The organism is Xanthomonas hydrangeae, from assembly GCF_032697525.1.
Classification (GTDB): Bacteria; Pseudomonadota; Gammaproteobacteria; order Xanthomonadales; family Xanthomonadaceae; genus Xanthomonas; species Xanthomonas hydrangeae.
The window spans coordinates 2,206,965-2,226,559 of sequence record NZ_CP103836.1; the positions used below are offsets into that span (position 1 = coordinate 2,206,965).

The window sequence follows — 19,595 nt, forward strand, 5'->3', positions numbered from 1 at the left end:
GCGTCACCCGCCGTGCTTGCCATGCTGCCCGAGGCTGCGACAATGCCGGCGCGCCGTTGGGGAAAACGGCGGCGCGCCCGATCCCATCATTGCCGCGCGGCCACGGCCGTCGAGAAAGGAGTCTTTACGATGCGTTTGCGTTCTTCCCTGCTGGCCCTGAGCCTGCTCACCGCGTCCACCCTGGCCAGCGCGGCCGACGTCGCCAAGTACGACGGCTTTCTGTGCTGCAACCTGCGCACCGACGGCAGCTGGATCAGCGACAGCAACTACGCCGAAGACGGCAAGCGCGTGCTCCCCGTCGGCACTCCGGTCAGCGTCACCGGTTTCGGCCGCAACCGCATCAACCTCAAGATCGCCGGCGAAAAGCAATCCATCGGTAACGACTACAGCCGCGACCTGGACAACACCGCCTTCGCCGCCCGCTACGTCGTCACCGCCGACCCCAAGCTCAAGCTCGCCACCTTCCCGCCCAAGATTCGCCAGGCCATCAACGATGGCAAACTCACCGGCGGCATGACCCGCGAACAGGTGCTGATGGCGGTCGGCTACCCGATCAGCAGCGAGAACCCGAATCTGGAAGCTTCGCTGTGGCGTTACTGGCGCGACAGCTTCTCCGAGTATCAGGTGCAGTTCGGTCCCAGCGGCAAGCTGGTCAAGGTCACTGCCGACCCGCAGTTGATGAATCTGGTTTGGGTGCCGTAACAATCACTGGCGGAGCGGATAGATGCCTCCGCCTCTTGGCTTTTGCTGAGACGGTCAAATTATCAAGTTAATCCGCTCTTTTTTAGCTCCATCGTTGGGTGGCTATAAAGCTCAGGTCTCATGAATTTATTTGGTCTTGCGGTATGTAATGAAATGCGTGCTTGAAAATATTTTACGATCCTGGCCGGAAGTGCTTTCATCATGGCAGGTCCGCTCAAACAGCGAGATTTTCTTGATTAGTAATAAAATAATTTTTTCAGCTATTATTTTTTGCTGTCTGTCTGGTTGCGCAACTGGATCGGTGAGGATGATAGGCGTAGCTAACAACTATAAGAGCGGCAGCTGCGAAGTGACGATCTATCAAACAAAGAGTCAGGCCATAGAGGGTGGGCTGAAAAGAGAAGTGTGCGTTGTCGAAGGAAGTAGTGCATTTAGCTTCAACCACAGCATCGAAGGCGCCATCAAGAACAACATCAAGAAGGTCTGCCAGTGTGGGGTCAGTCGCGCCTACGTTGAATCAGGCCACACCGAATCTCAGATGGGCGTCAAGGGCGTGTCTTATATAAATTTGATTGGTTTCGAATAATCGAAGGCGAGGCTGCAGTTGCGGGCTGGGCACCTTGGGGTGCCAGCCCCCCGATCTTGCCGCCGTTACTGCGTCAAGTTAGGTCCTAGAAAAATCATCGGGCGTCAGCGTCTGGTTCAAGACGTTTTCCAGTTGCTCGGCCAACAGCTCGAAGCAGAATGTCATTGCATCCAGGCTCACATGGGACTCACTGACATGACTGGCGATCGTGGCGCGTGGCCGTGCTAATGCTGCCAGAAAGCGCAAATGATCGCGCGTTTGCAGTAACCGAAGCTGCGCGTTTTCCGGCAGCAGGTAATACCCGAACAGAGACTGCTCCATGCTCACTCCTCCGGAACAGGCTCCCGCCGCACGATGCGGCGGGATGCCGGGAGGTTAGCAACCGCAGACAGACGGCGGGCTTATTTCCCTTGCGGGTGTTGTATTCGCCGCCCTCCCGGCGTGGAGACGCCGAGCATGTGCCTGAACATCAGGCACAAAAAACCACCGCTTGACGGGGGTGGCACCGCTATCTGTGGAGTTGCTACGCTCCGTGAAGGAGTGTGCTACTGATGCATGGAGGAGTCAAGGTGCAGGCCTGGAGTCTTCGCGCCCTTTCGGTTATCAATGCCGTGTCGCAGAGATGTAGGTATTAACATGCAGACATTTCAGCTCAGGGGAATACTTAGGCGACTCGAATGCGCCTGCTGATGAAGCGGGAAATGGTGTGATCGCCAGAAATATAGTGAGCTCGAAGGGCATTCTGACACCATTTGATTTCATGCACGCAGTTAATGACAGGCCCCACACAAGCCGGGCGCTAGGATTCCTCCTCGGTAAATTGGTCAAAAAAAATGAAGCTTCCCATGCAACGAAATCCGGATCTGTATCCTAACGACGATAACGGCGACACCCTTTGGCACATCGCCCAGCAAGGGGTGGATCTTTCGACGCCGCGAGAGATCGCGTTCTCCGTGGTCTTCCCCACGAAGGAGTCGGCATTGGCGTTTTCGGTGACGCTGCTGCGCTTCGAGCAAAAGGTGCGTTGCTGCCATTACCCGGAAAACACGGCGTTTCCGATGGACGTGACGGTGTATCCGACCATGGTCCCGTCGCACAAGGCGATTTCGGCGTTCGAGGAAGAGTTGGCAACGGAGGCCAAGCCGTTGGGAGGTTTGAATGACGGATGGGAGTTTTCTGTGGATGAAAAGAACGTCTAACGCAGGCGGTGTGCGAGAGCCTGCGATGCAGATACTGCATCGCTGATGCTCGTCGCACTTTTTACCGCATCGGCCCTTTTTACCGCATCAGCGCTGCGACTGCGGTACGCGGCGCAGCTGTGACACGTCGTAGCCCATTGCGGCGATACGTTGAACAGCCTGCTGATAGTCGGCATCGGACACCTGCGGAGTACGCGCCATATACCAGACGTAGTCGCGCTTGCTGCGTGCCACGATGGTCTGCGCATAGTCTGCATCCCGCCAGGCGATCACGTACTCGGCCTTGAACGGCCAGAAGAATTGCATGCTCCACAGCGCGCCATTGCCCTCCCTTGCCACCTCGCCGATCGGATGCATGGACTTGAGCGGCGCCTCGAAACTTCCCTTGCGGAATGTAAAGGTGGTCTGGATGCGGCCATCCGGCCGCAGTGCATAGCGCTCCACGGCATCGTAGGCCTTGCGCTCGGGCCGGGTAGGAATGTGCGCGATGACGTACCAATCGCCCATGAAGCGTGGCACGTCAACGGTGTCCGCGCGGGGCAGGGCAGCGCGTGAATCGCTTGCGCTTGCATTCCCGTAGACCGCGAGCGTCACTAACAACAGCATCGAACGATGTCGCATGGCAACCTCCATCAAAAGAGCACATGCATAGACCTACGTAGCTGCAATGCACTTGGATGCAGCCCCATGCGATGCAGTTCCGGCCCAGGCGCAAGCTGGCCATCTGTGCCAGTGACATGACGGTGCCGTGCGAGAAGTCGTGGCAGCGTTTGGTCATCGTCTGTCCAGCTCTAGCGAACTGAGGCCGATCTTGTGCCTGCCTACGTACGGGTGTGATAGCGTCCCGCCCCTCTATGAACACGGGTGATTGTCCATGCAGCAGTCGCTGACGCTGGCAAACTATCTGCAAACGCACTTCGTCAACAAGCCAACGTTCGCATCGCTTGCCGGCATCACGGTCGATCGGCTCGATGCGCTTCTGGAAGCGGATGCCATACCAAAACCGACGTATACGTGCGACGGACATTCCATCCGTTCGGCGGCGTTTGGAGTCACACACATCGACGAGCGCCTTGTGGGCGACTACTTCCGTCCCGAATGCAGGAAATGGGTGGACATCGCCGACCGAGCCGCAAAGGGGGACGCGCGTGATGCCGTGCTTGCGGCATTGGGTCGGGAATTGGAGACAGGGTTGCGCGCGCACATCGAGGACACGGATGCCATCGAAAAAAAGATCCAGGGGTTCATCCCCTATTTTCTTGATGGGACCTTTGGCCTGTGCGTGGCAGATCCGTCCCTCGGCGTGGAGATCGCCAGGAAGGAAATGCTCCAGGAACGGCTGACATCGCTGACCGAGGCCGGCAGTAATCCCGCGCCGGAGGAGATTGGCAGGGACGCACTCTTGCAGCTCATCGATGCCTACGCAGACTCGGCAATGCCGTTCTCCCCGGTCGAGTATGCGCGTAGCAGCAGAAAGCGCCTTGTGAACGATCTGCGTCCCGTGGTGGCCATGCGCGAGGCGTGAGGCGTGCGCGATGGAGACAAGACCTGAGTGGCTGGCTGCACAAAGCATGCAATGCAGTATCGACGCGCCACAGGACGCTCCCCGGAGGATCGCCCGTCAGCGGCAACGAGCGGGCCATGGCTCACTTGCGTTGGCGCCAGCCAATGACTAGCGTCTGCAACTGACCGCACAGCGGCGACCATTTACCAAGGCGACACCGCTCCCTCCCCATACGGATAAATCGTCGCGATCCTTCCATCCGCGTCGTGCTCCAGCGGTGCCATCTTGATGCTGCGCAGATGCGTCTGCCCGCCTGATAAAACAGCGTCGTGATAGAACAGATACCACTGTCCCTCGAAGGCGCAGATGGAGTGGTGGGTGGTCCAGCCGACCACCGGTGCGAGCAGCACGCCTTGATAAGTGAACGGGCCGTACGGCGTGTCGCTGGTGGCGTAGCAGATCAGGTGGGTGTCGCCGGTGGAATACGACAGGTAATAGCGGCCGGCGTGGTGGTGGACCCAGGGGCCTTCGAAGAAGCGGCGGGCATGGTCGCCGGCGCGTAGCGGGGTGCCGTGTTCGTCGAGGATGACGATCTCGTGGGTGGGTTCGGCCAATTGGGTCATGTCCTCGTGCAGGCGGGCCACGCGCGGGCCGAGTGCGGGCGCGTCGTCGGCGGGTTCCTGATGGGTCTGCGCGTAGACGTTGTCGCGGTAGTGCTGCAGCTGGCCGCCCCAGATGCCGCCGAAGTACAGGTAATGCGCGCCGTCGTCGTTTGCGAAGACGGCCGGGTCGATCGAATAGGTGCCGGCGATGGGCTCGGGTTCGGCGACGAACGGGCCGTGCGGGCCATCGCCGACCGCCACGCCGATCTGGAAGATGCCGTCGGCACGCTTCGCGGGAAAATACAGGTAGGTCTTGCCGTCGCGCTGCGCGGCATCCGGCGCCCACATCTGCCGCTGCGCCCAGGGTACGTCGCGTACGTGCAGCACTTGTCCCAGGTCTTCCACCGGCGCGTTCGGGTGCGCCATGCGCAGCACGTGGTAGTCGGCCATGTCGAAATGCGAGCCGTCGTCGCTGAAGGCAACGCCGGCATCGATGTCGTGCGAGGGATACAGGTACAACGCGCCGTCGAACACGTGTGCGGAAGGATCGGCGGTGTAGAGATGGGTGACCAGCGGTGCGGAAATGGCGGTGCGCGCCAGCGCCTGCAGTGCAGCGGTGTGCAGTTCATCGGACATGCGCGTACCTGTGCATGAAGTGGTGGGGAGGGCGTCAGTGAGTGGCGGGCGTTGCGGTCTGTCGGCGGGCACCCAGCTCGTGTTCGATGCGGGTTTCCAGCGTCTTGTCGATCTCGTACAGCGCCAGCAGTGCGGTGCCGAGCAGAAACGGAATGGACGCATACACGCTGATGGCCAGGCGAATGCCGCTCGTCACTGCATCGCTTTGCAGCGGTAGCGTGGCGTCGTAGCCATAGAGCGCCAGGATGCCGGCGACCAGTGCGCCGCCGACGCTCAGGCCGATCTTCAGGCCGCACAACATCGCCGAGAAAATGATCGCGGTGGCGCGGCGGTGGTTCTTCCACTCGGAGTAGTCGGCCACGTCGGCGATCATCGCCCACAACAGCGGGATGGTGATGCCGTAGAAGAAGCCGTGCAGCACGTAGGAGGCGAACACCCAGCCGATCGCAGTCGGCGGGTAGACGTAGAACGCCAGCAGAAACACGGTAGAGATCAGCAGCGCGCCACCGAACACGTTGCGCTTGCCGTAGCGATCGGCCAGGCGCTTGGAAAAACCGATACCCACGATCATCGCCAGAATGCCGCCGGCACTGAACACGCTGAAGGCCGAGGTCGGCGCGTCCTGCGGCCATTGCAGTGCGCTCATGCCGGCGCCGGTGAGTACGCTATTGATTGCAGCGATGAAGCGGTTGAAGCCCGCATTATCGAGGAACAGCGTCAATGCATCCGCGTCTAGGTAGTACTTGAAGTAGTAGATGTACATCCCGCCCTTCATGGCGAGATTGATGAAGACCAGGATGGTCAACGCCAGCATCACCAGCCAGGGTTTGTTGCGGACCAGATCGCCCAGGTCCTGGCGCACGCTGGTGCGTTGTTCGCTGATCGGCAGCACCCGCTCGCGGGTGGTGAAGAAGGTGATCAGAAAGCACAGCGTGCCGACGGCGGCAAACAGCGCCATGGTGTTGCGAAAGCCCTGCGCCTTGTCGCCATTGCCCAGGATCAATACCAGCGGCAGCAGCAGCACCTGGATCACGAACTGCGCAAGTGTCACCGCCAGAAAGCGATATGCGGACAGGCTGTTGCGCTGCTCCATGCTGCCGGTGAGCACGCCGCTCAATGCCGAGTACGGCAGGTTGTTGGCCACGTACACCAGCATCAGCAGCGTGTAGGTGGCGAAGGCGTAGGCGATCTTGCCCTGTTCGCCGAGGGCGGGCGTGTTGAACGCGGCCAGCGACAACGCACCGAACGGCACTGCCGTCCACAGGATCCACGGGCGGAACTTGCCCCAGCGCGTGCGGGTGCGGTCGGCCAGGATGCCGATGATGGGCGTGAACACGAACGCGCCAAGCATGCCCACCACGAAGATCAACGTGGCGGCCACACCCGCCGGGATGCGGAACACATCGGTGTAGAAGAACGCCAGGAAGGTGACCAGCGTCTGGAAGATCAGGTTGGCCGCCAGGTCGCCCAGGCTGTAGCCGATCTTTTCGCATAGGGAGAGCTGTTGTGACTGATCGTTCATGAGGCGGGGCGGGCTCGAGGAGTGCTGCGGGAAACGCCGCGGCGCGCGCCATGCCGCCGACCGCGATCGGTCCGGATCGCGCCGGCAGGCATGGCGCCTGAAGTGTCCGGCAAAACCGCGCGCGCCGTCGCCAGGGCAGCGGCAGCGGCATGCGGTGCGCGGGCCATGCAACAAGACCACGCGCGACCCACGGGTCGGCCACACCCGCCCGGCCTCTGTGCTGTCGTGTCGATGACCACGCTCAGAACGTGCCGCGGATGCCGAGCATGACCGTGCGGCCGGGCTCGTACAGATCGTAGGTGGCGTTGGGCCAGGCGTAGGTGGTGCGCAGCGGCTCGTCGGTGATGTTGGTGACGTTTAGGGTGAGTTGCGGCTTGGACGGCAGCGATTCCAGCGTGTAGCTGGCCGACAGATCCAGCTGCCCACGTGCGTCGGCGTTGAGGCGCGCATACGGGATGCCGTTCTGGTTGGCGCCGGAGATCACCATGTCGTCGTTCCAGGTGTAGGACAGACGCACCGAGGCGGCGTCCTTTTCCCAGTACACGGTGCCGTTCCACAGGTTCGGTGCAACACCGACCGCCACTGCCGGAATGCCTTCGCCTTCCGAGGATTGGGTAACGTGCGTGTAGTTCACGCTGAAGCCCATGCCGTCGACCAGCTTGTCCAGCGGCTGCACCCAGATCGCCTCGGTGCCGCGGATGTTGAGCACGCCGTCGGCGTTGACCTGGGTCTGCACATCCACGGTGGCCGCATTCGGCCCGCCGCGCTGGTCCAGGCCGGCCTGCTGGATCGGCAGCAGGCTCTCGTACGGCACGCCCAGGTCGTTGAAGGGAATGCGCCGCACACCGTTGACGGTGAAGCCGCTGATGCGCTTGTTGAACAGCGTCAGGCCCACATAGCCTTCGCCGCCGGTGTACCACTCGCCGCCGAAATCCACGTTGGTGGACAGATACGGCGCCAGGTTCGGATTGCCCTGGGTTGCGGTCTGCGCGGAGGGATCGCTGAAGTTGGTGTTGGGCAGCATCGCGCTGGGGTCGGGCCGGGTGAGCGTGCGCGAGCTGGACAGGCGCAGCACCACGTTGTCGGCCACATCCCAGGCGGCGTTGAACGAGGGCAGGGTTTCCTTGTAGTCCGAATCCAGCACCTGGATGCGGCGGATGCCGTTGATGGTGACCGGGCCGGTAATGGTCTGGTCGGTGGTCACGTAGCGCACGCCGGCATTGAAGCGCAGCGTGCGGTTCCACACCTCGGTTTCGGCGTTGGTTTCGATGTAGAAACCCCAGTTCTTTTCGCGGATGCCGCCGGCCGAGGCGCCGGTGTTGGCGGAGTTGGTTTCCGGGGCGGAATCGCGTAGCGCGTAGTAGTTGGTGTCGCCTAGGAAGCGGTTAAAATCGGCGGTGATGAAGCCATCCGGGCCGGGGCGCAGATAGCCGGCCAGGGCCGCATTCGGGATTGCCGAGCCGGGGCCGCCGTTGCAGACATTGCCGCCGCCACCGCGGCAGACCACCTGCTCCCAGGCGATGCTGTTGTCGAAACCGCGAATGGTGCGCTCGGCCTGGTCGTAGGCGGCGCCGATCTTGATGTTGCGCTTGTCTTCGCCGAACTGCAGGTCGGCACGTCCGCCACGTGTTTCTGTCACGCGTTTTTCGTTCTGGATATTGACCCGGCCGCCGTTCCAGCCCCAGCCCAGATTGGGGTCGTTGAGATCGAGCGGGCTGCTGATCGACGGGCGGTCGCCGCCTTCGTTGCGGTAGTCGACGGTGGTGAACGGCGAGGTGACCAGGATGCTGGGCGACTCACGATCCAGCCAGCTGCGCGTGGCATTGGCCTGCACGTTGAGCTTGATGTCCTGCTCGGCGCCGAACAACAGTTCCGCGCCCGGGTTGACGCTCCAGAACTTGACCTCTTCGCGGTACGGGCGCGCTTCCAGGAAGTACTGCGCATTGGCGAAGGTGGCGCTGGTGACCACGTTGTTCTGGTCCAGCTGCATGCCCAGCGGGATCATGTTGCCGTTGCGGCCGATCAGATTCATGCTGATGCGCTCGGTGGTGCGCTTGGCCTCGGAATACAGCGTATCCAGGTAGAAATGCATGCTGTCGGACGGGCGCCATTCCAGCGACATCACCGAGGCATCGCGGTCGCGATCGCCATTCATGTAGACGCTGCGGCCCAGGCGTGGAATCAGCGCGTCGCTGATCTGGTCGATGCTCAGGCCCGGGTTGCGCGCCAGCAGCCAGGCCGCATCGATGGTCTCGCCGGTGGTCAGGCCGCTGCCGGCGGTGGCCGGCACGCGGTCGGGAATGCGCCAGTTGCCGCCGCCATTGACGTTGCAGGCGGCCGGCTGATTGGTGGCTGGCGTGCCGGCAGGCGGGGTGAGCCCGCACTGGGTGTAGGTCAGGCCGGGGTTGGTCCAGCCCACGCTCTCGAAGCCGCGCACGCCCAGCTTGCTGCGCACCGAGGCCACGCCGAACAGTGCGCCGAAGGTGCCTTGCTCGTTGGTCCAGCTGCCCATGAAGGCGCCGCGCGGGGTGGTCTTTTCGCTGGTGCTGTTCCAGTCGGCCTGGGCCTGGTAGGTGAAATGCACGCCGGGGCGATCGAACGGGCGCGCGCTGCGCATGTCCACCACACCGGAGACGCCGCCTTCGAGCATGCTGGCGGTGGGCGTCTTGCTCACGGTGAGCTGGGTGAAGAATTCGGTGGGAAACAGGTTCAGATCGACTTCGCGGTTCTGGTTCTGCGCGTTCAGGCCGATCGAGGCGGTGGCGATGCTGGCACCGTTGAGCGTGGTCTTGGTGAAGCTGGTGCCCAGGCCGCGGATGGCGATGTTCAAGCCCTCGCCATTGACGTCGCGCGAGAGCTGCACGCCGGGAATGCGGTTGAGCGACTCGGCGATATTCATGTCAGGGAACTTGCCGATGTCCTCGGCAAACACGGTGTCGGCAAAGCCCACCGAGTCGCGCTTGGCATCGGTGGAGAACTGGATGCTGCGTCGGTAGCCGGAGACGGTGACGGTATCGAGCTGGGTCACTGCATCGCCGCTGGTCGTTGCGGCCGGCGGGGGTTGCGTGGTCGTTGCGTCGGCGGCATCGGTGGATTGAGCCAAGGCGGCTGTGCTGGCCATGCCCAGCAGGATGGACCCCAACGCGCAGGACAACGCGGTTCGTGCGTAGCTGTTCTTCACCGTAATCCCTTCCCTAACAGGTGAGCAGATGTCCCACGCATCGCCCCTGCGCAGGGAGTGCCGCTGCCGATACGTGGCGCGGCGATGGTGCGGTGGGGAAGAACGGGCGATCAGTGGCGCTGGATGTTAGCGCTACCAAATTCAGAACATCACGCTGCAGGGCAGCATAGATGACGGGGCATAGCGGCGAATATGGCAGTAGCGCTCATCGAGGCGGTCTTGAACGTTGGCGCCTACCTGGCGTGCTGCACTGCGCGATGGATTTTGCCAAGGAGCGTGGTAATGGTAGCGCTATCACCCGTGGCGCAAGGCCACCTTCGTGCAGGTGCAGTGGTCGATGAATCGAACCGATAAACGCAGCAGCGATGTGCCAAGCTGCCCGCGACATGCAGCAGCACGTTGCAGCCTTCGCTACGCGATTGCGCAGTGCGTACTGCCTGCGGCGCGGTTGCGGTAGTCGGGCACGTGAACCAACTGCCGCCAACTGCTGCATCAGCCGGCACGCCGACGCGCCTGGGCCGCATGCGTTGGCGCGTGTGCGCATTGCTGCTTGCGGCCACCACCATCAACTATGTCGACCGCCAGGTACTCGGCGTGCTGGCGCCGTTTCTGCAGACGCAGATCGGCTGGAACGAAATCCAGTACGGCTACATCGTCACCGCATTCCAGGCCGCCTACGCGCTGGGCTTGTTGTGCAGCGGTGCGGTGATCGACCGCTTCGGCACGCGCGTCGGCTACGCGCTGGCGATCGGCATCTGGAGCCTGGCGGCGATGGGGCATGCGCTGGCCACCAGCGTGGTGGGCTTTGCGATTGCGCGTTTTTTTCTGGGGCTGGGCGAGTCCGGCAACTTCCCCGCCGCGCTCAAGACGGTGGCGGAGTGGTTCCCGCGTCGCGAGCGCGCACTGGCCACCGGCATCTTCAATTCCGGCTCCAATATCGGCGCCATCGTCGCGCCGTTACTGGTGCCGGTGATCGCCACCGCCTGGGGCTGGCAGGCGGCATTTCTGTTCACCGGCGTACTCAGCGCAACGTGGCTGCTGGTGTGGTGGCTGAGCTATCACCCGCCCGAGCGGCAACCGGGTTTGTCGGCTGCGGAGTTGGCACATATCCGCAGCGATGCGCACGAGCCGGTGCAGCGGCGGCTGTCGTGGTTGCAGGTGCTGCGGCATCGGCAGGCCTGGGCCTTCGTGCTGGGCAAGTTCATCACCGACCCGATCTGGTGGTTCTTCCTGTTCTGGCTGCCCAAGTTCCTGCATGCCGAATACGGCTTGAGTCTGTTGCAACTGGGCGCGCCGTTGATCGTGATCTTCGTGCTTGCCGATATCGGCAGCATCGCCGGTGGCTGGGTCGCCGGGCGCTTCATTGCGCGCGGTTGGAGCGTCAACCGTGCGCGCAAGACCGCGATGCTGATCTGCGCCATCTCGGTGGTGCCGATCGTGTTCGCCGCACGCGCAGACAATCTATGGGTCGCGGTCGGTCTGATCGGCTTGGCCACCGCCGCGCATCAGGGCTGGTCGGCCAACCTGTTTACGCTACCGTCGGACATGTTTCCGCGCCATGCGGTCGCCACGGTGGTCGGTATCGGTGGCTTTGCCGGCGCGGTGGGTGGCATGCTGATCGCTACTTTCATCGGGTTCCTGTTGCAGGCCACCGGCAGCTACGTGCCGGTGTTCTTGATGGCGGGCTCGGCCTACCTGCTGGCGTTGACGGTCGTGCACACGCTGGCGCCACGCCTGGATCCAGCGCAGCTACCGGCCGACGCTGCCGTTGCGTCCTCCCCTTCGTCCTGAGGTGATCGCCATGCGTATGCGGGTCGTTTTCTCCAGTCTGTTGCTCGCAGCCAGCCTCGCAACATCTGCATCTGCTGCGCCATTGGCATCCGGCGCGTCCAAGTTCCTGGGCAGCGCCTACAGCCCGCAACAGGCGGCAGGGTTCGCGCAGTACTGGAACAAGCTCACCCCGGAAAACAGCGGCAAGTGGGGCAGCGTGGAAGCGGTGCGCGACCAGATGGACTGGAGCGGGCTGGATGCTGCCTACAGGCTGGCCAAGGCCAATGGCATGCCGTTCCAGATGCATGTCATGGTGTGGGGCAATCAGCAACCGGAGTGGATCAAGGCGTTGCCGCCGGCCGAGCAGCGCCGCGAGATCGAGCAGTGGTTTGCTGCGGTGGCGCAGCGGTATCCGCAGATCGATCTGCTGGAAGTGGTCAACGAACCACTCAACGACCCGCCCAGCAAAGACGACACCGGCGGCGGCAATTATCTGCAGGCGCTGGGCGGCAACGGCGCCAGCGGTTGGGAGTGGGTGCTGCAATCGTTTCGGCTCGCCCGCCAGCACTTTCCGCGTGCGCGGCTGATGATCAACGACTACAGCATCACCAACAACCCGCAGGCCACGCAGAAGTATCTGCAGATCGTGCAGCTGCTGCAGCGCGAGCAACTGATCGATGCCATTGGCATCCAGGAGCACGCCTTCGAAACCACCCCGAATGTGGCGATGTCGGTGCATCGCGCCAATCTCGATGCCTTGGCTGCAACCGGCTTGCCGATCTACATCACCGAGTTCGATCTGGACGGGCCCAGCGATGCGCAGCAGCTGGCCGACTACCAACGCGTGTTTCCGGTGTTCTGGGAGCACCCCGGCGTACGCGGTATCACGCTGTGGGGCTTTCGTCCCGGCCTGTGGCGCGACAAGGAAGCGGCGTACCTGATCCGTGCCTATGGCACCGAGCGGCCCGCTTTGACCTGGCTGCGCGAGTACGTTGCCAGCCATCCCGGCACGCCCGCGCCATGACGCGGGCGGCCGGCAGCTTTCGCTCTCCGTCTCTCAGGATGTCCTGATTCCATGTCCACGCCTTCGCTCCTGACCCTGCACGACGACCGCCTCTTTCCTGCCGACCCTGGCACGCGTGCGATTGCGCGCCGCCTGTATGGGCAGATCGCCGCGCTGCCGATCATCAGCCCGCACGGCCATACCGACCCGGCATGGTTCGCCACCGATGCGCCGTTTGCCAATGCTACCGAGCTGTTGCTGGTGCCGGACCACTATGTGTTCCGCATGCTCTACAGCCAGGGCATCGCACTGGATGCATTGGGGATTCCGCGTGCGGATGGATCGCGTGCAGCGGTAGATCCACGCGTGGCGTGGCGTGTGTTCGCCGAGCACTACACGCTGTTGCGCGGCACGCCATCTGCGTTGTGGCTCAATCACGTATTCCACGACGTGTTCGATCTGCGTTTCCGGCTGGATGCCAGAACCGCAGATCACTACTACGACCACATAACCGCGGCCTTGCAGACGCCGGCGTTTCGCCCACGTGCCTTGTTCGAGCGTTTCAATATCGAGGTGATCGCCACCACCGAATCGCCGCTGGACACGCTGCAGCACCACGCGGCCATTCGCGACAGCGGCTGGAAAGGGCGCGTGCTTACCGCGTACCGGCCGGACCCGGTGGTCGACCCCGAACACGAACAGTTCGCCGGCGCGCTGCAGCAGTTCGGCGCCCTTACCGGCGAAGATGTGCTGACCTGGCAGGGCTATCTGCGTGCGCACCGGCAGCGCCGCGCGTTCTTTGCCGCGCACGGTGCGACGTCGACCGACCACGGGCATCCCAGCGCCGCTACCGCCGATCTGTCGGCGGATGAGGCGCAGCGCTTGTTCGCGACTGTTGTGCGTGGTGCGGCGACACCCGCGCAGGCCGAACTGTTCCGCGCGCAAGTGCTGACCGAGATGGCGGCGATGAGCCTGGACGATGGCCTGGTGATGCAGCTGCATCCGGGTTGCTTCCGCAATCACAACCGGCAGCTGTTCCAGACCTTCGGGCGTGACAAGGGCGCCGATATTCCGATGCGTACCGACTACGTGCATGCGCTCAAGCCCTTGCTGGACCGATTCGGCAACGACCCGCGCCTGCGCCTGATCGTGTTCACGCTGGACGAGACCAGCTACAGCCGCGAACTTGCGCCATTGGCCGGGCATTACCCCTCGCTGCTGCTCGGGCCGGCGTGGTGGTTTCATGACGCGCCGGAGGGCATGTGGCGCTTCCGCGAGCAGACCCTGGCCAGCGCCGGCTTCTACAACACCGTGGGTTTCAACGACGATACGCGTGCGTTCCTGTCGATTCCGGCGCGGCACGATGTGGCGCGGCGCGTGGACAGCGCGTTTCTTGCCAAGCTGGTCGCCGAGCATCGGTTGGATGAAGATGAGGCGGTCGAGGTGGCGATCGATCTGGCGTATCGCTTGCCCAAGCGGGCCTACCACCTGTGAAGGCGGGCGAGGCAGCAGGCAGCAACGCCCACACGTGTGCACGAGGGGCGGACATGCCGTGCGTGCATAGATGGCAGAAGGGTGTTGCGCTATGACGCGCGCCGGCAGGCAGGCACCGCTGATGCACGATTTCGGGCACTGTGCACGCCTTGCACATGTCGCGATGCTCTGCATCTTCATCGTCATGCCCGCGCTGGCAGCACCACCGGCGCCTACCGAACTGCCACGCGAGCGTGTCTCGCTCAATGCGCAATGGCGCTTCCATCGCGGCGATCCCCCAGGCACTGGCGAAACCCTGGACTATGACGTCCGTCCGCACGTGCTGCGTAGTGAAGACGGCAAGGTTGCTGACGCGCAGCCCGAGCAGGCACAGCATGTCGATGCCGCCGCAGTGCGCGTGCTCAAGCCGTGGATCCTGCCCACGGCCAACAACCTGATTGCAGATCCCGCACAACGACACAAGCGCCCACCTGGCCATCCCGGCAGTACGCTGGCCTTCGTGCAGCCGCAGTTCGACGACAGCGGTTGGCAGCAACTGGATCTACCGCATGATTGGGCGATCGCCGGGCCATTCCTGGCCGATGGTCCCTACGGTGGCATGGGGCGCTTGCCGAGCTGGGGCGTGGGTTGGTATCGCAAGCGCCTGAACATTCCGGCCAGCGATCGCGGGCGCTCGCTGTTTCTCGATCTCGATGGTGCGATGGCGTATGCCACGGTCTGGCTCAACGGCAAGCTGGTCGGCGGTTGGCCGTATGGCTATAGCTCCTGGCGCGTCGACCTGACCCCGTATGTGGTGCCCGGTGGACGCAATCAACTGGCGATTCGTCTGGACAACCCGCCCGACTCGGCGCGCTGGTATCCGGGTGGCGGGCTGTATCGCAACGTATGGCTGACCAAGACCGCACCGCTGCATGTCGCGCAGTGGGGTACGCAGCTGACCACGCCGCAGGTGTCTGCCGAAACTGCGCAGGTGCAGCTGGCGATCACGCTGGAGAATGCTGCCCGCAGCGATGTGCACGCGCAAGTCAGCACCGCGATCTATGTGCTTGATGATGTGCATGGCACGCGCAGTGGTGAGCCTGTTGCACGCATTGCGCCTGTGCGGGTTGACGTGGCTGGCGGCGGCACGGCACGCGTGCAGGGCAGCACGCAGATCGACCACCCACGTCTCTGGGGCCCGCTGCCAACCCAGCGCCCGCATCGCTATGTCGCCGTGACCGAGGTCAGCCAGAACGGGCGCCTGGTGGATCGCTATGACACACCGTTCGGCATCCGGATCATCGTGTTCGATGCCGACAAGGGGCTTCTGGTCAACGGCGAACATGTGCCGATTCGCGGCGTGAACAATCATCACGATCTCGGCGCGCTGGGTGCCGCGTTCAATGTGCGCGCTGCTGAGCGACAGCTGCAGTTGCTGCAGCAGATGGGCGCCAACGCCATCCGCATGAGCCACAACCCGCCCGCGCCCGAGCTGTTGGAGTTGACCGACCGCATGGGCCTGCTGGTGGTGGATGAAGTGTTCGACAGCTGGGAAATGAAGAAGACCCCGCTGGATTTCCACCTGGTGTTCCCGCAGTGGCACGAAGCCGACTTGCGCGCGATGCTGCGGCGCGACCGCAATCATCCCTCGGTGATGCTGTGGAGCGTGGGCAACGAAGTCGGTGAGCAATACACCGGCGAGCAGGGCGCCGCGATCGCCCGCACGCTGCATGCCATCGTGCACGACGAAGACCCCACTCGCCCGGCTACTGTGGCGATGAACTACGCCTCGCCCGAGATGCCGCTGCCCGCTGCGCTGGATGTCATCAGCCTCAACTACCAGGGCGAAGGCATTCGCGACATGCCGGAGTTCGCAGGCACCGAGCGCATCCGCAAACAGCCGCAGTATCCGGCGTTCCATGGCAAGTTTCCGCACAAAGCGATTCTCAGTAGCGAGACCGCATCGGCCTTGAGCAGCCGTGGCGTATATCTGTTTCCGGTGACGCAGGATAACAGCGCACCGGTGCGCGATGGGCGCGGCGGCGACTCGGTCGCGCATCAGGTCAGCGCCTACGAACTGCATGCAGTGGACTTCGGTTCCAGCGCCGACAAGGTCTTCGCTGCGCAGGACCAGCATCCGTATGTGGCCGGCGAATTCGTCTGGACCGGCTTCGATTATCTGGGCGAACCCACGCCGTACTACAGCTCGCGCAGTTCCTACTCGGGCATCTTCGATCTGGCCGGTTTTCCCAAGGATCGCTACTGGCTGTATCAATCGCGTTGGCGCCCCGACCTGCCGATGGCGCATCTGCTGCCGCACTGGAGCTGGCCCGGTCGCGAGGGCCAGGTCACGCCGGTGCATGTATTCACCTCTGGCGACGAGGCCGAGCTGTTCGTCAATGGCGTGTCGCAGGGTCGCAAGCGCAAGAGCCCGCTGCACTACCGGCTGCGCTGGGACGATGTGCTGTATCAGCCCGGCGAGCTGCGCGTGCAGGCCTACAAGGCTGGCAAACCCTGGGCCAGCGACCGTGTGCAGACCGCCGGCATCGCCGCGCGCATGCAGGTGACGCCAGACCGCAGCAGCATCCGTGGCGACGGGCAGGATCTGAGTTTCGTCACCGTGCGCTTGCTCGATCGCGCCGGACGCCCTGCACCAACCGCCGGCGATCGTCTGCGTTTCCGCATCGAAGGACCGGGCGAGCTGGTTGCCACCGACAACGGCGATCCGACCGATCTGGAATCGTTCGTCTCGCCGCAACGCAACGCCTTCAACGGGCTGTGTCTGGCAATCGTGCGTGGCAAGGCCGGCGCGCGTGGCACGGTCACGGTCCACGTCGAATCCGATACCTTGCAGGCGGCCAGTGCGCAGGTGGTGGTGGAGTGATGGATCTGCTGCTTGGCAGTTGCGTGAGGCGTGCATGTGAGGTGTCGCGTTCGGATAGCGATGAGGTGCTCGCACCCAGCAGATGCGATCGATGCAACCGCGCTGCCGATAGTGCTAGCTCGGCTGCTGGATTCAAACGCAGCTGGCCACACGTAAGCTGCAATCGAGCATTGGCGCGCATTGCCAGTCACTGTCACCCGCGAAGAGCACAGAACCCGCATCCGATCAGGAAGTCCGTCATGCAAGAAAACAGGACGCGCGCATCAACATGCCTGGGCATCGCGTTCGCTGCCATCGGCACCATCGCCGCACTGCCAGCCTTCGCCGCCTGCGACACCCGCAGCACGTCGCTCCAGCGTGCCTATGCCGACGGCTTCCTGATCGGCACCGCCGTCAATGCGGACATCGTCTCCGGCAAGGATGCCGCCTCTTCCGCGCTGGTCGCCTGCCACTTCAACGCCATCACAGCCGAAAACGTGATGAAGGCTGAAGTGGTTGCGCCACGTCCGGGCGTGTTCGACTTTAGCGCTGCCGACGCCTTCGTCGCCTACGGCCGCAGCCGCGACATGTTCGTGATCGGCCACACCCTGGTCTGGCACAACCAGACGCCAGACTGGTTCTTCGTCGACGCGCAGGGCAAACCCAACACGGCGAACGCGCAGCTGGAGCGCATGCGCGCGCATATCGAACGCGTGGCAGGGCGCTACGTGGGCAAAGTGCAGGCCTGGGACGTGGTTAACGAGATCATCGACGAAGACGGCAGTTACCGCGCCACCAACTGGGTGCAGCGCGTGGGCGACGGCGATACCGTGGTGCGCAATGCCTTCACTTTCGCGCAGCGTTATGCACCCGATGCGCAGCTGTATTACAACGACTTCAACGCCTGGCGGCCGGCCAAGCGCGACGGTATCGTGCGCATGGTCAAGATGCTGCAGCAAGCCGGCATCCGCATCGATGGCGTCGGCATGCAAGGACACTGGGGGCTCGACTATCCCAGCGTGCGCGATATCGAAGACGCCATCGACGCCTACGCCGCGCTCGGCATCAAGGTCATGATCACCGAGCTGGATGTCGATGTGCTGCCGCTCACCAAGGAAGGCCAGGTCATCGGCACCGGGCTTGCGCACAAGCAGTTCCAGTTGCCGGAATTCAAGCGCTTTCTCGACCCCTATCGCGATGGCTTGCCGCCTGAGGTGCAGGCGCAACTGCGTGATCGCTATGCCGAACTGTTCGCGCTGTTCTGGCGCAAGCGCGACAAGCTCGCCCGCGTCAGCGTCTGGGGCGTTACCGACGGCATGTCGTGGAAGAACGATTACCCGGTGCCAGGCCGTACCAACTACCCGCTGCTATTCGATCGCGATCACCAGCCCAAGCCGGCAGTGGATGCGGTGTTGGCGGTGCCTGCGGCCGCTGGCGGGCGCTAGCATCGTTGCCAGCCTGCGCGGGAGACCTGCACACGCATGGTGGCATCATGGCCCGACTTCGATACCGGACTTCCCGATGCGCTTGCCGCCCTATCTGTTGTTGGCCGTTCCGTTGCTGGCGATCCTTGCCGCCTGCACCAAGAAAGACGCACCGCCGCCGCGCTTTCCTGTGATCGGGTAGCTGAAAACCTTCGATCGCAGCTTCAGCGATCTGATTGCAAGCGTATCGAAAAGCTCACCGAAGGGTTCACCTGGTCCGAGGGCCCCGCATGGGTGCGCAACGGCGGCTATCTATTGTTCACCGACGTGCCGGAAAACAAGCTCTATCGTTGGTCCGAAGATGCCGGCCTGTCGGTGTTTCTATCGCCCTCCGGCTATAGCGGCCCGGAGCAGGCGAGCTTGCGCGAGGCCGGCGCCAACGATCTGTACGCCGAACCGGGCGGCACTGTGTTGCTGGCCGATTCCGGCACGCGCATCGTCGCCAGGCTCGACCCGGCCACGCGCAAGAAGACACCGCTCGCCACCCAGTTCGAAGGCCACCGCTTCAACAGCCCCAACGATCTGGTCCGCCGCAGCGACGGCGTGGTGTTCTTCACCGACCCTCCGTACGGTCTCAAGGGCATGAACGATTCGCCGGTCAAGGAGCTGCGCTTCAACGGCGTCTATCGCCTGGATACCGATGGCAGCGTGCATCTGCTCGATGACAGCCTCAGCCTTCCCAACGGCATCGCGCTCTCGCCCGATGAGCGCACCTTGTACGTAGCCAACTCCGATCCGCAGCGCCCGATCTGGATGGCTTATGCGCTCGACGCAACCGGTGCGGTGACCGGCAAGCGCGTGTTCGCCGATGCCTCCGATCTGGTTGCCAAGGATGCCCCCGGCCTGCCCGACGGCATGGCGGTTTCCGCCAACGGCCACCTGTTCGCCACCGGCCCCGGCGGTGTCATCGTGTTCGCCCCCGACGGCCGCAGACTGGGCCGCATCGAAACCGGCGAGCCGATCTCCAACTGCGCCTTCGGCAACGACGGCCACACGCTGTACATGACCTCGCATGCGATGCTGACGCGCGTGCGGGTGAAGGCGCTGGGCTTGCAGTTTGCCCAGTAGCC

14 protein-coding genes and 1 pseudogene are annotated in these 19,595 nt (G+C 63.4%); 10 read left to right on the plus strand and 5 right to left on the minus strand.

The genetic code is table 11. From position 1 onward, the window contains the following. Positions 1-129: 129 nt before the first annotated feature. Positions 130-702, plus strand: a complete 573-nt coding sequence (locus NYR97_RS09135; RefSeq protein ID WP_316697630.1) for a hypothetical protein — start codon at positions 130-132, stop codon at positions 700-702. Between the two features lie 157 nt (positions 703-859). Continuing rightward, positions 860-1,288: a hypothetical protein gene (locus NYR97_RS09140; protein WP_316697631.1), complete on the plus strand. Its 429-nt coding sequence runs from the start codon at positions 860-862 to the stop codon at positions 1,286-1,288. A gap of 78 nt (positions 1,289-1,366) precedes the next feature. Here the strand turns inward: NYR97_RS09140 and NYR97_RS09145 are convergent, their stop codons facing one another. Continuing rightward, on the minus strand, positions 1,367-1,609 hold the full coding sequence (locus tag NYR97_RS09145; RefSeq protein ID WP_316697632.1) for an XAC0095 family protein: 243 nt from the start codon (positions 1,607-1,609) through the stop codon (positions 1,367-1,369). 524 nt (positions 1,610-2,133) lie between these two features. Between NYR97_RS09145 and NYR97_RS09150 the strand changes: the two genes are divergently transcribed. Continuing rightward, a complete protein-coding gene (locus tag NYR97_RS09150) occupies positions 2,134-2,487 on the plus strand; it encodes a ribonuclease E inhibitor RraB (protein ID WP_316698123.1) in 354 nt (117 codons plus the stop codon). Between the two features lie 87 nt (positions 2,488-2,574). Here the strand turns inward: NYR97_RS09150 and NYR97_RS09155 are convergent, their stop codons facing one another. After that, positions 2,575-3,108: a lipocalin family protein gene (locus NYR97_RS09155; protein WP_316697633.1), complete on the minus strand. Its 534-nt coding sequence runs from the start codon at positions 3,106-3,108 to the stop codon at positions 2,575-2,577. Between the two features lie 253 nt (positions 3,109-3,361). On the opposite strand from NYR97_RS09155, the gene NYR97_RS09160 reads away from it, so the two are divergent. Beyond that, a complete protein-coding gene (locus NYR97_RS09160) occupies positions 3,362-4,012 on the plus strand; it encodes a DUF6058 family natural product biosynthesis protein (RefSeq protein ID WP_316697634.1) in 651 nt (216 codons plus the stop codon). A gap of 182 nt (positions 4,013-4,194) precedes the next feature. Here the strand turns inward: NYR97_RS09160 and NYR97_RS09165 are convergent, their stop codons facing one another. The 3 genes from NYR97_RS09165 to NYR97_RS09175 all read right to left on the minus strand — a co-directional run bounded on the left by NYR97_RS09165 (position 4,195) and on the right by NYR97_RS09175 (position 9,932). After that, positions 4,195-5,229 carry a glycoside hydrolase family 43 protein gene (locus NYR97_RS09165; RefSeq protein WP_316697636.1) on the minus strand — a complete coding sequence of 345 codons (1,035 nt, stop codon included), beginning with the start codon at positions 5,227-5,229 and terminating at the stop codon, positions 4,195-4,197. Positions 5,230-5,263: 34 nt separating this feature from the next. Continuing rightward, positions 5,264-6,751, minus strand: a complete 1,488-nt coding sequence (locus NYR97_RS09170) for an MFS transporter (protein ID WP_316697637.1) — start codon at positions 6,749-6,751, stop codon at positions 5,264-5,266. 241 nt (positions 6,752-6,992) lie between these two features. After that, the gene (locus NYR97_RS09175) at positions 6,993-9,932 is read right to left on the minus strand and encodes a TonB-dependent receptor (RefSeq protein WP_316697638.1); all 2,940 of its coding nucleotides are present in this window, start codon (positions 9,930-9,932) and stop codon (positions 6,993-6,995) included. Between the two features lie 522 nt (positions 9,933-10,454). Here NYR97_RS09175 and NYR97_RS09180 point away from each other — a divergent pair. From NYR97_RS09180 to NYR97_RS09205, 6 genes and pseudogenes are all read left to right on the plus strand, one after another. Beyond that, positions 10,455-11,723, plus strand: coding sequence for an MFS transporter (locus NYR97_RS09180; RefSeq protein ID WP_316698124.1), 1,269 nt, complete (start codon positions 10,455-10,457; stop codon positions 11,721-11,723). A 10-nt stretch (positions 11,724-11,733) separates the two neighbouring features. Next, positions 11,734-12,726 carry an endo-1,4-beta-xylanase gene (locus NYR97_RS09185; protein WP_316697639.1) on the plus strand — a complete coding sequence of 331 codons (993 nt, stop codon included), beginning with the start codon at positions 11,734-11,736 and terminating at the stop codon, positions 12,724-12,726. A 51-nt stretch (positions 12,727-12,777) separates the two neighbouring features. Further along, the gene (gene uxaC, locus NYR97_RS09190; RefSeq protein ID WP_316697640.1) at positions 12,778-14,199 is read left to right on the plus strand and encodes a glucuronate isomerase; all 1,422 of its coding nucleotides are present in this window, start codon (positions 12,778-12,780) and stop codon (positions 14,197-14,199) included. Between the two features lie 184 nt (positions 14,200-14,383). Beyond that, positions 14,384-17,062: a beta-galactosidase GalB gene (gene galB / locus NYR97_RS09195; RefSeq protein ID WP_425613051.1), complete on the plus strand. Its 2,679-nt coding sequence runs from the start codon at positions 14,384-14,386 to the stop codon at positions 17,060-17,062. Positions 17,063-17,301: 239 nt separating this feature from the next. Further along, the gene (locus tag NYR97_RS09200) at positions 17,302-18,486 is read left to right on the plus strand and encodes an endo-1,4-beta-xylanase (protein ID WP_316697641.1); all 1,185 of its coding nucleotides are present in this window, start codon (positions 17,302-17,304) and stop codon (positions 18,484-18,486) included. A gap of 76 nt (positions 18,487-18,562) precedes the next feature. Next, positions 18,563-19,593 (plus strand): annotated as a pseudogene (locus NYR97_RS09205) (SMP-30/gluconolactonase/LRE family protein). Positions 19,594-19,595 lie beyond the last annotated feature (2 nt).

Bases quoted from the DNA above. Each gene is read 5' to 3' on its own strand.
- NYR97_RS09200 (WP_316697641.1), top strand. From the start codon at position 17,302: ATGCAAGAAAACAGGACGCGCGCATCAACATGCCTGGGCATCGCGTTC.
- NYR97_RS09145 (WP_316697632.1), bottom strand. From the start codon at position 1,609: ATGGAGCAGTCTCTGTTCGGGTATTACCTGCTGCCGGAAAACGCGCAG.
- NYR97_RS09160 (WP_316697634.1), top strand. From the start codon at position 3,362: ATGCAGCAGTCGCTGACGCTGGCAAACTATCTGCAAACGCACTTCGTC.
- uxaC (WP_316697640.1), top strand. From the start codon at position 12,778: ATGTCCACGCCTTCGCTCCTGACCCTGCACGACGACCGCCTCTTTCCT.
- NYR97_RS09170 (WP_316697637.1), bottom strand. From the start codon at position 6,751: ATGAACGATCAGTCACAACAGCTCTCCCTATGCGAAAAGATCGGCTAC.
- NYR97_RS09165 (WP_316697636.1), bottom strand. From the start codon at position 5,229: ATGTCCGATGAACTGCACACCGCTGCACTGCAGGCGCTGGCGCGCACC.
- NYR97_RS09185 (WP_316697639.1), top strand. From the start codon at position 11,734: ATGCGTATGCGGGTCGTTTTCTCCAGTCTGTTGCTCGCAGCCAGCCTC.
- galB (WP_425613051.1), top strand. From the start codon at position 14,384: ATGCCCGCGCTGGCAGCACCACCGGCGCCTACCGAACTGCCACGCGAG.
- NYR97_RS09150 (WP_316698123.1), top strand. From the start codon at position 2,134: ATGCAACGAAATCCGGATCTGTATCCTAACGACGATAACGGCGACACC.
- NYR97_RS09135 (WP_316697630.1), top strand. From the start codon at position 130: ATGCGTTTGCGTTCTTCCCTGCTGGCCCTGAGCCTGCTCACCGCGTCC.
- NYR97_RS09180 (WP_316698124.1), top strand. From the start codon at position 10,455: ATGCGTTGGCGCGTGTGCGCATTGCTGCTTGCGGCCACCACCATCAAC.
- NYR97_RS09155 (WP_316697633.1), bottom strand. From the start codon at position 3,108: ATGCGACATCGTTCGATGCTGTTGTTAGTGACGCTCGCGGTCTACGGG.